Source organism: Pseudomonas eutrophicaquae (assembly GCF_023544715.1).
In the GTDB taxonomy this organism is placed as follows: Bacteria; Pseudomonadota; Gammaproteobacteria; order Pseudomonadales; family Pseudomonadaceae; genus Geopseudomonas.
In genome coordinates, this window is the sequence record NZ_JAMJEZ010000006.1 from 55,007 (window position 1) to 69,296 (window position 14,290).

A 14,290-nucleotide genomic window follows, 5' to 3' on the forward strand; every position below is an offset into this window, starting at 1 on the left:
CCGCGGTGGTTCAGGTGGCGAGCGGGGCGTGCGTCTGTAGCTGCCACGCGCTGGCCCAGGCGGTAAACGCCTCGGCCGGCAGGGCAGGGCTGAACAGGTAACCCTGCATCTCGTCACAGCCCAGCTGGGTGAGCAGCTGGTACTGCGCCGCGCTCTCCACCCCCTCGGCGATCACCCGCATCCCAAGGTTATGGGCCAGGCCAATGATCGCCTGCACGATTGAGCGGTCGCTGTCATCGTCCTCAAGGTGGCGGACGAAGGACTGGTCGATCTTCAGCTTGTGCACCTCCAGCCGCTTCAGGTAGTTGAGCGAGGAGTAGCCGGTGCCAAAATCATCGATGGCCAGGTGTACGCCGCGCTGGCTGAGGCGCTGAGTCAGCGCGATGACCCGCTCGGGCTGGTGCATGGCCACGCTTTCGGTCAGCTCCAGTTCCAGATGCTGTGCCTGCAGGCCGCTGTCGCTCAGCACCTGCTCGATCGTGGTTTCCAGTTGCGGATCATTGAACTGCGCCAGCGACAGGTTGACCGACAGGCGCAGATCACCGCTCCAGGCGCAGTCTCGCCAGGCCTTGCGCTGGCGCACCGCCTCGCGCAGTACCCAGTGGCCGATCGGCACGATCAGACCACAGCCCTCGGCGACGGGGATGAACTCCCCCGGACTGATCGGCCCCAGCTGCGGGTGCTGCCAGCGCAGCAGCGCCTCGATGCCGCACAGCCGGTTGCGGCAATCGACCTGTGGCTGGTAATAGAGCTGCAGCTCGTTGCGCTCCAGCGCCTGGCGCAGGGCATTTTCCAGCGAGAGGGTGCGCAGCGACTGGGCCTGCAGTTCGGCGGTAAATAGCCGATAGCGATCACGCCCCTCCTGCTTGGCGCGGTACATCGCCGCGTCTGCATGCTGGGTGAGCTGCTCGCAGTCGTCACCATCTTGCGGATACAGGGCAATGCCGATCGAGGCGCTGACGGTCAGGGTGTGCTCCTGAACCGCAAAGGGCAGCGCCAGCAGGGTACGCAGGCGCTCAGCGGTATGCACCGCCCCGGCTGCGTTGGTGTCCGGCAGGCAGAGCATGAACTCATCCCCACCCTGACGCGACAGGGTGTCCTCGTCGCGCAAGGCGGCCTGTAGGCGCCGGGCGATCTGCTTTAGCAGCACATCGCCGATGCGATGGCCGAGAGAATCGTTGATGTACTTGAAGTGGTCGATGTCGAGGAACAGCAGCGCCAGCGGCCGGCCATGGCGCTCGGCGATGCCCAGCACTTGCTCCAGGCGCGACTGGAACAGCACGCGGTTGGGCAGGCCGGTCAGCGGGTCGAAGTGCGCCAGATAGTCGATGCGTTGCTGGTCACGGCTGCGCTGGGTGATGTCGCGCGACAGTACGATGAAATGCTCATCCGCAGAATCCCGGCGCAGCAGGTGACTGACCGACAGCTCGAAGCGCCGCTCGCTGCCATCGGGCAGCGCCAGGGTCAGCTGGTGCCCGCTGGAGCGTCCGTGCCGGCGGGCCTCGGCAAACGCCTCCAGGCAGATGGTGGCCGCCTCGCTCGGCAGTACATCGCGCAGGTTGCGTCCCAGTAGCTGCTCGGGCGGGGCGCGCAGCAGCTCGTTGCTGGCGGTATGCACGGCCAGATAGCGGCCTTCGCCATCCAGCTCGAACAGCGCATCGGGGATGGCATCGAGGATCGCCTGATTGTGCTGGCGGGCCTGCTCCAGCGCGCGGTAGGGCGTGGCAATGGTCTGCACGAAGATCGCCTGATAGAGCAGCAGGTAGGCGACCAGTTTGTAGACATGCCCGCCGAGGTTGTAGACATCGGTGGCCGAGCGGTACACGGCAAAGGGCAGCTCGCCGAGGGTCATGGCCAGCAGGCTGAGCAGCAGCAGGGGGATGTTCAGCTGGGAGGGTTCGCGCAAGCGGGTGAGCAGCACGGCAATGACCAGCAGCAGTACCGCTACCACGCCCAATTCCGCCAGCTGCTTGAACAGGGTCAGTCCGCTGCCGGGCAGGTAGGTGGCCGGGATCAGCTCTGGCTGCCAGAGTGCCAACCAGTGCACCGGCAGCAGAAGCAGCAAGACGCCCGGCAGAAACAGGCGGTGCCAGCGCGGGCTGTTCGGCATATCGCTCGGGGAGAGCAGCGGCCAGGGGCGCCAGATCATCGCCAGCAGGGCGAAGGCAGCCAGATAACGGGCCGGCAGCCAGAAGTGGATGCCCTTTTCCACATCACTGGGGGTGACAAAATCCGGCATGCCGGGGAAGGACAGCATGTGGGAGAAGTCGAGGACCGCCACGCCGAGAAAGGCGCAGGAGGCCAGCAGCACATTGCCCTGCCGGTGCAGCGTGCGGGTATGCCAGCCCACCGCGAAGATCAGTGCCGCCACCACGATCGACAGGGTTTCCAGCAGCATATGCCAGCTGAGAAAGCCCGGAATCGGCGGCTCCTGATGCTCGAGCAGCGCCAGCAGCGGCAGACCGCCCAAAAGCGCCAGCAGCCAGGGCAGCGTGCGCCGCAGGGGCCTTCGGTGTTGCGGGTGGATCCAGTGGCCGTCGATAGGCACGGTGCGCCTCGCTTGCAGGTGACCCGCCGTGGGTCACCGGGGTGGTCCGGGACTCAGCGCCGCTCCAGCAGCACGCCGCTCTCCATGTGGTGAGTCCAGGGGAACTGGTCGAACAGGGCGCAGCGAACGATACGGTGGGTGTCGTGGAGCTGGGCGATGTTGGCTGCCAGGGTCTCGGGGTTGCAGGAAATGTACAGAATGCGCTCAAAGCGGCGCGTCAGCTCACAGGTATCCGGGTCCATGCCGGCGCGCGGCGGATCAACAAAAACACTGCCAAAAGCGTAGCTGCCAAGGTCGATGCCGGCCAGTCGGCGGAACGGACGCACCCTGTTGAGTGCCTGGGTCAGCTCCTCGGCGGACAGGCGCACCAGCTCAATATTGTCTGCACCGTTGTCCTCGATATTGGCCAGCGCGGCATTTACCGAGGTCTTGCTGATCTCGGTGGCCAGCACCCGGCGCACGCGGGTGGCTAGCGGCAGGGTGAAGTTGCCGTTGCCGCAGTAGAGCTCCAGCAGGTCGTCATCGCGCTCGCCCAGCGCCTCGTAGGCCCAGTTGAGCATCTTCTCGCAGACCACCCCGTTGGGCTGGGTGAAGGCACCTTCCGGCTGGCGGTAGCGGAACAGCCGTCCGGCGACGCTCAGCTCCTCCTCCACATAATCCTTGCCGATGACGATGCGCTTGCCACGCGAGCGGCCGATCAGGCTGGCGCCAAGCTGCGCCGCGAGCCGCTCGGCCTCTGCCTGCCAGACGTCGTCGATCGGCCGGTGGTAGCACAGGGTGATCAGCGCATCGCCCTTGAGGGTGGTGAGGAACTCGACCTGAAACAGCTTGTGGGACAGGGTTTCGCTGGCCTGCCAGGCGGCTTTGAGCTGCGGCATCAGCGCGTTGATGCGCGCACTGGCAATCGGGAACTGCTCGATCAGCACCGGGGTGTGCTTGTCGCCCTCGAACATGGCGTAGTGGCGCTGGCCATCTTCGCGCCACAGGCGGAACTCGGTACGCAGCCGATAATGCTCGGCGGGGGAGTCGAAGACCTCGGGCTCGGGGGCCGCAAAGGGCGCCAGCAGGGCCTTGAGGCGGGCGGTCTTTTCGGCCAGCTGGGCGGCGTAGAGGGTCGGATCGTTCGGGATCATCGGTCGCTCGTCGGGTACGGGGCGAACACGGTCGCCGTCTGTTGGAATGCCGGGGCGTGGGCCCGGAAAAAGCAGGCGCGCATCATACCAGCCGCCGCGTGCTCCCTTGCAGAAGGGTGCGCGCCGGCTGGGCCGATCCCGAAGGCTGGCGTGGGGCGCTACGCGAGGCGCCCCCCGTTCATACCGGCATCAGCCGTCCTCAGCCCTTGCGGGCACGGAGGATGACGAACTTGGGCGTGGCACCGATTTGGCTCACCTCGCGGAACAGGCGCTTGAGCTTGGCGTGATAGCCCAGGTGCCGGTTGCCGACGATCCACAGCGCACCCCCCGGCACCAGCGCGGCATGGGCCTGCTGGAACATCCGCCAGGCCAGAAAGTCGCCGACCACCTGCTGCTGATGGAACGGCGGGTTGCACAGCACCACCTCCAGCGAAGCTGGCGGCTGACCGGCCAGACCGTCGGCGGCGCGCATTTGTACCGGCCGCTCGCCCAGTGCGGCGCGCCAGTTGTCCTGCGCCGACTGCACGGCCATGAACGACTCATCCACCAGGGTGTATTCGGCCTCGGGATTGGCCAGCGCGCTGGCAATCGCCAGCACACCGTTGCCACAGCCCAGATCCGCGACACGGGCACGGCCAAGGCCGCTGGGCAGGAACGGCAGGAAGGCGCGGGTGCCGATGTCCAGCCCCTCGCGGCAGAACACGTTGGCCTGGTTGAGCAGCGTCAGGGGGCGGCCTAGCAGGGCCGGCTCGTTGAGGGTGTAGCGGCTCGGGTAGGGTGAAACCGGCTGCGGGCGCGCGGCGGGCGTGCACAGCAGCAAGCGGGCTTTCTTCACCGCCAGCGAGGCCTGTACCGGGCCGATATAGCGCTCCAGCAGCTCACCGGCGGCGCGCGGCAGGTGCTTGAGCATCCCGGCGGCGATCACCTGCGCGCCGGGGGCGAGCTGGCCGTGCAGGCGGATCAGCTGCTCCTCAAGCAGCGCCAGGGTCTTTGGTACGCGGATCAGCACCACGTCGAACGGCCCCGCAGGCACTGCGCTGGCGGGGACAAACTCGACCGCCTCAAGCGCCAGACCGTTGCGGGCCAGATTCTTCTGCAGCGCCAGAGCGCCGAGGAACGAGTCGCCACTGCTGACCACCCGGGCGTGGGTGGCCAGCGCGCAGCCCAGCGCGCCGAAGCTGTCGTTGAGCAGCAGCACCCGGCTGCCGGGTGTCAGGCCCTGTGCGTGCAGGTGGGTGAGCAGGTACTCGTCGGCGGCGTCGAAGGCCTGCAGCGGATCGTCACGCTGCGTGGGCTGGCGCAGCAGATCGAGTGAGGCAAAGGGGGGCACGAACAGGGGCATGGCGGACGACTCGGCGGCGACGGGGGCGCTATTATCGCCCTTTTATGGACGGAGACCGCCATGGCCAAGGCCAAGCGCATGTACGGCTGCACTGAATGCGGCGCCACCTTCCCCAAATGGGCCGGCCAGTGCGGCGAATGCGGCGCCTGGAACACCCTGGTGGAAACCGTGCTGGAAGGCGCGGCGACGCCCGCCGGGCGCGGTGGCTGGGCGGGGCAGCAGGCCAACGTCAAGACCCTGGCCGAGGTCAGCGTCGAGGAGACGCCGCGCTTCTCCACCGCCTCCAGCGAGCTGGACCGGGTACTGGGCGGCGGGCTGGTCGATGGCTCGGTGGTGCTGATCGGCGGCGACCCGGGGATCGGCAAGTCGACCATCCTGCTGCAGACCCTGTGCCGCATCGCCGAGCGCATGCCGGCGCTCTACGTCACCGGCGAGGAATCCCAGCAGCAGGTGGCGATGCGCGCGCGCCGGCTCGGCCTGCCCGAGGACAAGCTCAAGGTGATGACCGAGACCAACATCGAATCGATCATCGCCACCGCGCGCCACGAGCAGCCACGGGTGATGGTGATCGACTCGATCCAGACCATTTTCACCGAGCAGCTGCAGTCGGCGCCCGGCGGCGTCGCCCAGGTGCGCGAGAGCGCGGCGCTGCTGGTGCGCTTCGCCAAGCAGAGCGGCACTGCGGTGTTTCTGGTCGGCCACGTCACCAAGGAGGGCGCGCTGGCCGGGCCGCGGGTGCTGGAGCACATGGTCGATACGGTGCTGTATTTCGAGGGCGAGTCGGACGGGCGCCTGCGCCTGTTGCGGGCGGTGAAGAACCGCTTCGGCGCTGTCAACGAGCTGGGGGTATTCGCGATGACTGACCGCGGCCTCAAGGAGGTCAGCAACCCCTCGGCGATCTTCCTGACCCGCGCCGCCGAGTCGGTGCCGGGCAGCGTGGTGATGGCCACCTGGGAAGGCTCACGGCCGATGCTGGTGGAGGTGCAGGCGCTGGTCGACACCAGCCATCTGGCCAACCCGCGCCGCGTCACCCTGGGGCTGGACCCCAACCGGCTGGCGATGCTGCTGGCCGTGCTGCACCGCCACGGCAGCATCCCGACCTACGATCAGGACGTGTTCCTCAACGTGGTTGGCGGGGTGAAGGTGCTGGAAACCGCCTCGGATCTGGCGCTGCTTGCCGCGGTGATGTCCAGCCTGCGCAACCGGCCGCTGGCCCATGATCTTTTGGTGTTCGGCGAGATCGGCCTGTCCGGGGAGATCCGTCCGGTGCCGAGCGGCCAGGAGCGGCTCAAGGAGGCCGCCAAGCATGGCTTCAAGCGCGCCATCGTGCCCAAGGGCAATGCGCCCAAGGAGGCGCCACCCGGCCTTGAGGTGGCGGCGGTGACGCGCCTGGATCAGGCGCTGGATGCGCTGTTCGAGTGAGCGGCCTGCTCAGCCGTAGAGCAGCGCGGCAAGGTCCCGTTCGAGCAGGCTGCTGCTGCCAATGTTCAGCTCCAGCAGGCGGCGCAGGTGGGTGATGGAGTCGAGATCGATTTCATCGCAGTGAAAACCCAGCCAGTCGGCTTCCTGATGGGCCAGGCTGACCGTCATCACCACTTCGGCATCCACGCCAAGCGGGATGCGCACCCGGCAGCGAGCCTCAGGCTGGGCAGACCAGTCAGCTGGCCGGCTGACCAGCACGCCGCGCAGGGACAGATCATGCAGCTCGACCAGCCATTGCTGCTGGCCCTGCTGCAGTTCGGCCTCGGTGACGAAGGGGATACGCTGGAAGCGGCGACGTTCGGACATGATGGCAGTTCCTCAAAGGGGGCTCTCTGCACTATAGCCCGGCGTCGCCGGCCCTGCAGTGCGCGGCGGATCTTGCCTTGCAGGCAAAAAGAAACCCGGCCGAGGCCGGGTTTCTTCACTGCAGCGGATCTGGCTTAGTGGCCGTACACCGGCAGGCGCGCGCAGATGGCCTTGACCTTCTCGCGCACGGCATCGATCACCGACTCGTCGCCCATGTTCTGCAGGATGTCGCAGATCCAGCCGGCCAGCTCGCGGCAGTCAGCTTCCTGGAAGCCGCGGGTGGTGACCGCCGGGGTGCCGATACGCAGGCCAGAGGTGACGAACGGCGAGCGCGGATCGTTCGGTACGGCGTTCTTGTTCACGGTGATGAAGGCGCGGCCGAGGGCAGCGTCCGCATCCTTGCCGGTGATGTCCTGCTTGATCAGGCTGAGCAGGAACAGGTGATTCTGGGTACCACCGGAGACCACATCAAAGCCGCGCTCGACGAACACGGCAGCCATGGCCTGAGCGTTCTTCACCACCTGCTGCTGGTAGGCCTTGAACTCGTCGGAGAGGGCTTCCTTGAAGCACACCGCCTTGGCAGCGATCACGTGCATCAGCGGGCCGCCCTGGCCGCCCGGGAACACCGCGGAGTTGAGCTTCTTCTCGATCTCCTCGTTGGCACGGGCGAGGATCAGGCCGCCGCGCGGGCCGCGCAGGGTCTTGTGGGTGGTGGTGGTGACCACGTCAGCGAACGGTACCGGGTTCGGGTACACGCCAGCGGCGACCAGACCGGCGACGTGGGCCATGTCGACAAACAGGTAGGCACCGACCTTGTCGGCGATTTCGCGGAAGCGGGCGAAGTCCAGCACCTGCGAGTAGGCGGAGAAGCCGGCGATGATCATCTTCGGCTGGTGCTCGACGGCCAGACGCTCGATCTCGTCGTAGTCGATCAGACCGGTTTCCGGGTTCAGGCCGTACTGCACGGCGTTGTAGATCTTGCCGGAGAAGTTGACGCTGGCGCCGTGGGTCAGGTGACCGCCGTGGGCCAGGCTCATACCGAGGATGGTGTCGCCCGGCTTGACCAGCGCCTGGAATACCGCGGCGTTGGCCTGCGAGCCGGCGTGCGGCTGGACGTTGGCGTAGTCGGCACCGAACAGCGCCTTGGCGCGGTCTATGGCCAGCTGCTCGACGATGTCGACGTACTCGCAGCCGCCGTAGTAGCGCTTGTGCGGGTAGCCTTCGGCGTACTTGTTGGTCAGCACGCTGCCCTGGGCTTCCATCACCGCCGGGCTGGTGTAGTTCTCGGAGGCGATCAGCTCGATGTGGTCTTCCTGGCGCTGGGCTTCTTGCTCCATGGCGGCAAACAGGTCGGCATCATAGCGGGCGAGGGTCAAATCACGGCTGAACATGGCGGTCCTCAGGGGATCTGGGCAGAAATGAAGCCGCATTCTACCCCAATGCCTGCGCGCTGGCACATGAATGGCGATCAAGTGAATACGACAAAGTGCGCAAGGGCCGCGAGGCGTGCCTGGGCGGTGGTTTGCCCTGTCCTGCGCATTCGGGTAGCTTTGCGCCACGCCCGCAAGGCCCCGTCTGCCTTGCCTGTTAACCCCTGCAATTACCTCAGGTCCGTCATGGCTCAATACGTGTTCACGATGCATAGGCTCGGCAAGATCGTGCCGCCTAAGCGTGAGATTCTCAAGAACATCTCCCTGTCGTTCTTCCCCGGCGCCAAGATCGGCGTGCTCGGCCTGAACGGCGCGGGCAAGTCGACCCTGCTGCGCATCATGGCCGGCGTGGATACCGAGTTCGAGGGCGAGGCCCGGCCGATGCCGGGGATCAAGATCGGCTACCTGCCCCAGGAGCCGCAGCTTGATCCGCAGAAGACCGTGCGCGAGATCGTCGAGGAGGCGGTCGGCGAGATCAAGGCCGCCCAAGCGCGTCTGGATGAGGTGTACGCCGCCTACGCCGAGCCGGACGCCGACTTCGACGCGCTGGCCGCCGAGCAGGCCAAGCTGGAGTCGATCCTGCAGGCGGCCGATGGCCACAACCTCGAGCGTCAGCTGGAAGTCGCCGCCGATGCGCTGCGCCTGCCGGCCTGGGAGGCGAAGATCGAGCACCTCTCCGGTGGCGAGAAGCGCCGTGTGGCGCTGTGCCGCCTGCTGCTCTCCGCCCCCGACATGCTGCTGCTCGACGAGCCGACCAACCACCTGGATGCTGACTCGGTGGCCTGGTTGGAGCGCTTCCTGCACGACTTCCCCGGCACCGTGGTGGCGATTACCCACGACCGTTACTTCCTCGATAACGTCGCCGGCTGGATCCTCGAGCTGGACCGCGGTCAGGGCATCCCCTTCGAGGGCAACTACTCGCAGTGGCTGGAATCCAAGGCCGCCCGTCTGGCCCAGGAAGCCAAGGCCGAAGCGTCCCACGCCAAGGCCATGAAGGCGGAGCTGGAGTGGGTGCGTCAGGGCGCCAAGGCCCGTCAGGCCAAGTCCAAGGCGCGTCTGCAACGCTTCGAGGAAATGCAGTCGCAGGAATTCCAGAAGCGCAGCGAGACCAACGAGATCTACATCCCGGCAGGGCCACGCCTCGGTGACAAGGTCATCGAGTTCAACGGCGTGTGCAAGGGCTACGGCGAGCGCGTGCTGATCGACAACCTGAGCTTCAGCATGCCCAAGGGCGCGATTGTCGGCGTGATCGGCGGCAACGGCGCGGGCAAGTCAACGCTGTTCCGCATGATCCTCGGCAAAGAACAGCCGGATGCTGGCAGCATCGACATCGGCGAAACCGTGCAGATCGCCAGCGTCGATCAGAGCCGCGAGCATCTGGATGGCAGCAAGACCGTCTGGGAGCAGGTTTCCGATGGCTTTGACATGATTAAGGTCGGCAACTACGAGGTGCCCTCGCGCGGTTACGTCGGGCGCTTCAACTTCAAGGGCGGCGACCAGCAGAAGTTCGTCAAGGACCTCTCCGGCGGTGAGCGTGGCCGTCTGCACCTGGCGCTGACCCTCAAGCAGGGCGGCAACGTGCTGCTGCTGGATGAACCGTCCAACGACCTCGACGTGGAAACCCTGCGCGCGCTGGAAGAGGCGCTGCTCGACTTCCCCGGCGCGGCCATCGTGATCTCCCACGATCGCTGGTTCCTTGACCGTATCGCCACCCACATCCTCTCCTATGAAGATGATGGTCAGGTGTACTTCTTCGAAGGCAACTACACCGAGTTCGAGGCCGACCGCAAGAAGCGCCTCGGCGACGCCGCGGCCCAGCCGCACCGGGTGCGTTACAAGAAGCTGGCCTGATCGGCCGCGCTAGCCCTGCGAAACCCCGCGCCTCTGGCCGGGGTTTCGTCGTTTGGGGCGCCGCCTCTTTTGATGCAGGGCAGTGCAGGGGCGCAAGATCCGGCCATACTGCAAGGCACATCCACTGCCGCAGGGAGCTGCCGCCATGACCGAATTCAATCCGCAACAGCATCTCGACCAGTTGGCCGATGAGTACCAGCGCCGGGCCACGGCGATTCGCCGTGACCTCAGCGGGGCGCATTCCGCCGACTTTGCCGAACAGGTTACCGAGCGTGAAAACGACGATGTGCTGCGCGCGCTGCTGGCCGAGGCGGAAGACGGACTGCAACAGGTGGAGCGCGCCCGCCAGCGGCTGAGCGCCGGGCTGTATGGCCAGTGCGTGCAGTGCGGCGCCTCGATCGGGGTGGCGCGTCTGAGCGTGCTGCCGACCGCCGAGCGCTGCATGGACTGCCTGCGCGCCAGCGAGGGCTGAAGCACGTGGCCTGCGCTGTTCTTGTCAAGCGGGGGGGATGGGTCAACAATCGGTGTCCCGATGGCCGGTATGCCGGCCTACGCCGCGCGGTGCTGCCGCGCGTCCGTCACCTCTGTGGAAGACCCCGATGGCCGATATCTACAACGCCCTCTGCCTGACCCCCGAGCAGCTGAGCAGCCAGTTCGACCCCGATGCCCTGCGTTTTGCCAACACCGACGAGCTGGAGCCGTTTCTCGGCGTGCTGGGCCAGGAGCGCGCCGTGGAGGCCCTGCAGTTCGGGGTGGCCATGCCGCGCCCGGGCTACAACGTGTTTGTCATGGGCGAGCCGGGCACCGGGCGTTTCTCCTTCGTGCGCCGCTACCTCAAGGCCGAAGCCAAGCGCCTGCAAACGCCCAGCGACTGGCTGTATGTGAACAATTTCGACGATCCGCGCGAGCCGCGCGCCCTGCGCCTGCCGGCCGGCACCGCGCAGCAGCTGATTACGGCCATTGAGCAGCTGATCGATAACCTGCTGGCGACCTTCCCGGCGGTGTTCGAGACCCCGGCCTATCAGCAGAAAAAAGGCGCCATCGACCGCGGCTTCAACCAGCGCTACGACCGCGCGCTGGATGTGGTGGAGAAGCTGGCGCTTGAGCGCGGCATTGCCCTGTACCGCGACAGCAGCAACATCGCCTTCACACCGATGAAGGATGGTCAGGCGCTGGATGAGGCGGAATTTGCCCAGCTGCCGGAAGCCGAGCGCGAGCGCTTTCACACCGACGTCAGCGAGCTGGAGGAGCGCCTCAACGAGGAGCTGTCGGCGCTGCCGCAGTGGAAGCGCGAGTCCAGCAACCAGCTGCGCCAGCTCAATGAGGAAACCGTCACCCAGGCGCTGGAGCCGCTGCTCTCGCCACTGGCCGGCGAGTACTGCGACAACCCGGATGTCTGCACCTGGCTGCAGGCGGTGCAGGCGGACCTGCTCAAGACGGTGGTCGATCAGCTGGTCGAGGACAACCGCAGCGATGCGCAGAAGCGTCAGGCGCTGGCCGAATACTACGGCCCTTGCCTGGTGGTCGGTCACGCCCGGGACGGCGGCGCGCCGGTGGTGTTCGAGTCGCACCCGACCTACGACAACCTGTTCGGGCGCATCGAATACAGCTCCGACCAGGGCGCGCTGTACACCAGCTACCGCCAGCTGCGCCCCGGCGCGCTGCACCGCGCCAATGGCGGCTTCCTGATCCTTGAGGCGGAAAAGCTGCTCGGCGAGCCGTTCGTCTGGGATGCCCTCAAGCGCGCCCTGCACACCCGGCGGCTGAAGATGGAATCGCCGCTGGCCGAGCTTGGGCGGATTGCCACGGTGTCGCTGAATCCGCAGGTGCTGCCGCTGCAGGTCAAGGTGGTGATCATCGGTGCCCGCCAGCTGTATTACGCGCTGCAGGAGCTGGACCCGGACTTCCAGGAGCTGTTCCGTGTGCTGGCCGATTTCGACGAGGACATTCCGCTGGCCAGCGACAACCTTGAGCAGTTCGCCCAGCTGCTGAAGACCCGCACCAGCGAGGAGGGTATGGCGCCCTTGACCGGCGAGGCGGTGGCGCGGCTGGCCACCTACAGCGCACGGCTGGCCGAGCATCAGGGGCGGCTGTCGGCACGGATCGGCGATGTGTTCCAGCTGGTCAGCGAGGCGGACTTCATCCGTCAGGTGGCCGGCGATGAGCTGACAGACATCGGCCATATCGAGCGCGCCCTGAAGGCCAAGGCGACCCGCACCGGGCGCGTCTCGGCGCGCATCCTCGATGACATGCTGGCCGGGGTGATCCTGATCGACACCCAGGGCGCTGCGGTCGGCAAGTGCAACGGGCTGACCGTGCTGGAGGTCGGTGATTCGGCGTTTGGCGTGCCGGCGCGGATTTCCGCCACGGTCTATCCGGGCAGCTCGGGGATTGTCGATATCGAGCGCGAGGTCAGCCTCGGGCAGTCGATTCACTCCAAGGGGGTGATGATCCTCACCGGTTATCTGGGCAGCCGCTACGCTCAGAAGTTCCCCCTGGCGATCTCGGCAAGCATCGCCCTGGAGCAGTCCTACGGCTATGTCGATGGCGACAGCGCCTCGCTCGGCGAGGTCTGCACGCTGATCTCGGCGCTGTCGCGCACGCCGCTCAAACAGTGCTTTGCCATCACCGGCTCGATCAATCAGTTCGGTGAAGTGCAGGCGGTCGGCGGGGTCAACGAGAAGATCGAGGGCTTCTTCCGCCTCTGCGAGGCGCGCGGGCTGACCGGCGAGCAGGGGGTGATCATTCCCTGGGCCAACGTCTGCAACCTGATGCTCGATGAGCGGGTGCTGCACGCGGTGCGCGCCGGGTTGTTCAATGTCTATGCGGTGCGCACCGTGGACGAGGCGCTGGGGCTTCTGGTCGGTGAAGAGGTTGGTGTGCTGGGCGAGGATGGCCAGTTCCCGGCTGGCAGCGTGAATGCCCGGGTGGTCGAGCGGCTGCGCGAGATTGATGCGCTGCTGGATGAGCCGGAAGACGCCGGCGAGGAAGGCGAGAACAAGGAGGGCGAAAGCAAGGACGGCGAGAGCAAGGCGCCCGCCGAGGCCGCCGCTGAGCCACCTGTGTCCGCCTGAACGGACCACTGGTCCGTTGTATGCGCCCGCCAGACCGGTGGCCTGTTGCTACGCGGAGTGCGGGTCTAGTCTGAGACCAATACTTGGGCGAGGCGGGCGATCATGAGCAGCATCCACTGTCTGCGGCGGCAGTTTCCGGGCATCACCACGCGGGTCGAGCTGAGCGTCTGCCCGCTGGCCGGTGCCCGCGGCCTGCACATGCTGTTCTGCGCGGTCGGCATGGATGGCCTGCAGCCTTCGATTGTGCGGGCCCAGGGGCCGTTTCATGGCCATGCCGCGGCCGAGGCGCATCTGCAGGCGCTTCTGGCGAGCCTGGCTGAACAGGGTTACCAGCCGCTGGAGGCGCTGCCGATCTGGGCGCTGCACCTGCAGGCCGAGCGGCGCCGGCAGAATGCGGCGCGCGGCTACCCGTGCCATGGCTGCCGTTAGCAGCGCGGAGCCTGGCTGCGAAGCGGCGGTTGCTACGGATATACTGCGCGCCCGATCCCTGAAGTCCGATTGCCTGCCATGGAACGATTGCTCGAAAACACCATGTACGCCGCCCGCTGGCTGCTTGCGCCGATCTACTTCGGCCTCTCGCTGGGCCTTTTGGCGCTGGCCCTGAAGTTCTTTCAGGAAATCTTCCACATCCTGCCCCACGTCTTCGACAAGAGCGAAGCGGACCTGATTCTGGTGCTGCTGTCACTGATCGACATGGCGCTGGTCGGTGGTTTGCTGGTGATGGTCATGATCTCCGGCTACGAGAATTTCGTTTCGCAGCTGGACATCGAGGAGGGCAAGGAGAAGCTCGACTGGCTCGGCAAGATGGACTCCGGCTCGCTGAAGATGAAGGTCGCCGCCTCGATCGTGGCGATCTCCTCGATCCACCTGCTGCGCATGTTCATGGACGCGCAGAAGATCGATAACGACAAGCTGCTCTGGTACGTGATCATCCACATGACCTTCGTGGTCTCGGCGTTTGCCATGGGTTATCTGGAGCGAATCACCAAGCACTGAGCCTGCGCGGCGCGCATTGACGCCCGGCTGTCCCCTGGATAGGCCGGGCGTTTTTGTCTGGACGCTCGGGGCGCGATGGTCTGTCCGGGGTTATGCAAAATCTTGTACGATTCGGTTAACCTGTACAG

The 14,290-nt window shown here is 66.3% G+C and carries 11 protein-coding genes; 6 read left to right on the forward strand and 5 right to left on the reverse strand.

The features are described from left to right. Positions 1-10 precede the first annotated feature (10 nt). The 3 genes from MXC11_RS04230 to MXC11_RS04240 form a co-directional block, all read right to left on the reverse strand. The gene (locus MXC11_RS04230) at positions 11-2,548 is read right to left on the reverse strand and encodes a bifunctional diguanylate cyclase/phosphodiesterase (RefSeq protein WP_250005789.1); all 2,538 of its coding nucleotides are present in this window, start codon (positions 2,546-2,548) and stop codon (positions 11-13) included. Between the two features lie 53 nt (positions 2,549-2,601). Next, on the reverse strand, positions 2,602-3,681 hold the full coding sequence (trmA, locus tag MXC11_RS04235) for a tRNA (uridine(54)-C5)-methyltransferase TrmA (RefSeq protein ID WP_250005792.1): 1,080 nt from the start codon (positions 3,679-3,681) through the stop codon (positions 2,602-2,604). Positions 3,682-3,880: 199 nt separating this feature from the next. After that, positions 3,881-5,023, reverse strand: a complete 1,143-nt coding sequence (locus tag MXC11_RS04240; RefSeq protein ID WP_250005794.1) for a methyltransferase — start codon at positions 5,021-5,023, stop codon at positions 3,881-3,883. A 60-nt stretch (positions 5,024-5,083) separates the two neighbouring features. Here MXC11_RS04240 and radA point away from each other — a divergent pair, with 60 nt between their 5' ends. Further along, a complete protein-coding gene (gene radA / locus MXC11_RS04245; RefSeq protein ID WP_250005796.1) occupies positions 5,084-6,445 on the forward strand; it encodes a DNA repair protein RadA in 1,362 nt (453 codons plus the stop codon). A gap of 9 nt (positions 6,446-6,454) precedes the next feature. Here radA and MXC11_RS04250 read toward each other — a convergent pair whose 3' ends face one another. Both MXC11_RS04250 and glyA read right to left on the reverse strand, forming a co-directional pair. Then, complete coding sequence (locus MXC11_RS04250; RefSeq protein ID WP_250005798.1) at positions 6,455-6,811, reverse strand: PilZ domain-containing protein; 357 nt, start codon at positions 6,809-6,811, stop codon at positions 6,455-6,457. A 134-nt stretch (positions 6,812-6,945) separates the two neighbouring features. Then, entirely contained in the window at positions 6,946-8,202 is a 1,257-nt protein-coding gene (gene glyA, locus MXC11_RS04255) for a serine hydroxymethyltransferase (RefSeq protein ID WP_250005800.1), read from the reverse strand. A 225-nt stretch (positions 8,203-8,427) separates the two neighbouring features. On the opposite strand from glyA, the gene ettA reads away from it, so the two are divergent. The 5 genes from ettA to MXC11_RS04280 all read left to right on the forward strand — a co-directional run bounded on the left by ettA (position 8,428) and on the right by MXC11_RS04280 (position 14,162). After that, the gene (gene ettA / locus MXC11_RS04260) at positions 8,428-10,092 is read left to right on the forward strand and encodes an energy-dependent translational throttle protein EttA (RefSeq protein WP_250005802.1); all 1,665 of its coding nucleotides are present in this window, start codon (positions 8,428-8,430) and stop codon (positions 10,090-10,092) included. Positions 10,093-10,237: 145 nt separating this feature from the next. Beyond that, positions 10,238-10,564, forward strand: coding sequence for a TraR/DksA family transcriptional regulator (locus MXC11_RS04265; protein ID WP_250005804.1), 327 nt, complete (start codon positions 10,238-10,240; stop codon positions 10,562-10,564). A gap of 127 nt (positions 10,565-10,691) precedes the next feature. Continuing rightward, positions 10,692-13,166, forward strand: coding sequence for a Lon protease family protein (locus MXC11_RS04270; protein ID WP_250005806.1), 2,475 nt, complete (start codon positions 10,692-10,694; stop codon positions 13,164-13,166). 102 nt (positions 13,167-13,268) lie between these two features. Next, on the forward strand, positions 13,269-13,595 hold the full coding sequence (locus MXC11_RS04275; protein ID WP_250005808.1) for a PA4575 family protein: 327 nt from the start codon (positions 13,269-13,271) through the stop codon (positions 13,593-13,595). 78 nt (positions 13,596-13,673) lie between these two features. Beyond that, positions 13,674-14,162 (forward strand): TIGR00645 family protein, encoded by a 489-nt coding sequence (locus MXC11_RS04280; protein ID WP_250005810.1) that lies wholly within the window; start codon positions 13,674-13,676, stop codon positions 14,160-14,162. The last annotated feature ends 128 nt before the right edge of the window (positions 14,163-14,290 follow it).

Bases quoted from the DNA above. Each gene is read 5' to 3' on its own strand.
- trmA (WP_250005792.1), bottom strand. From the start codon at position 3,681: ATGATCCCGAACGATCCGACCCTCTACGCCGCCCAGCTGGCCGAAAAG.
- MXC11_RS04240 (WP_250005794.1), bottom strand. From the start codon at position 5,023: ATGCCCCTGTTCGTGCCCCCCTTTGCCTCACTCGATCTGCTGCGCCAG.
- radA (WP_250005796.1), top strand. From the start codon at position 5,084: ATGGCCAAGGCCAAGCGCATGTACGGCTGCACTGAATGCGGCGCCACC.
- MXC11_RS04250 (WP_250005798.1), bottom strand. From the start codon at position 6,811: ATGTCCGAACGTCGCCGCTTCCAGCGTATCCCCTTCGTCACCGAGGCC.
- glyA (WP_250005800.1), bottom strand. From the start codon at position 8,202: ATGTTCAGCCGTGATTTGACCCTCGCCCGCTATGATGCCGACCTGTTT.
- ettA (WP_250005802.1), top strand. From the start codon at position 8,428: ATGGCTCAATACGTGTTCACGATGCATAGGCTCGGCAAGATCGTGCCG.
- MXC11_RS04265 (WP_250005804.1), top strand. From the start codon at position 10,238: ATGACCGAATTCAATCCGCAACAGCATCTCGACCAGTTGGCCGATGAG.
- MXC11_RS04270 (WP_250005806.1), top strand. From the start codon at position 10,692: ATGGCCGATATCTACAACGCCCTCTGCCTGACCCCCGAGCAGCTGAGC.
- MXC11_RS04275 (WP_250005808.1), top strand. From the start codon at position 13,269: ATGAGCAGCATCCACTGTCTGCGGCGGCAGTTTCCGGGCATCACCACG.
- MXC11_RS04280 (WP_250005810.1), top strand. From the start codon at position 13,674: ATGGAACGATTGCTCGAAAACACCATGTACGCCGCCCGCTGGCTGCTT.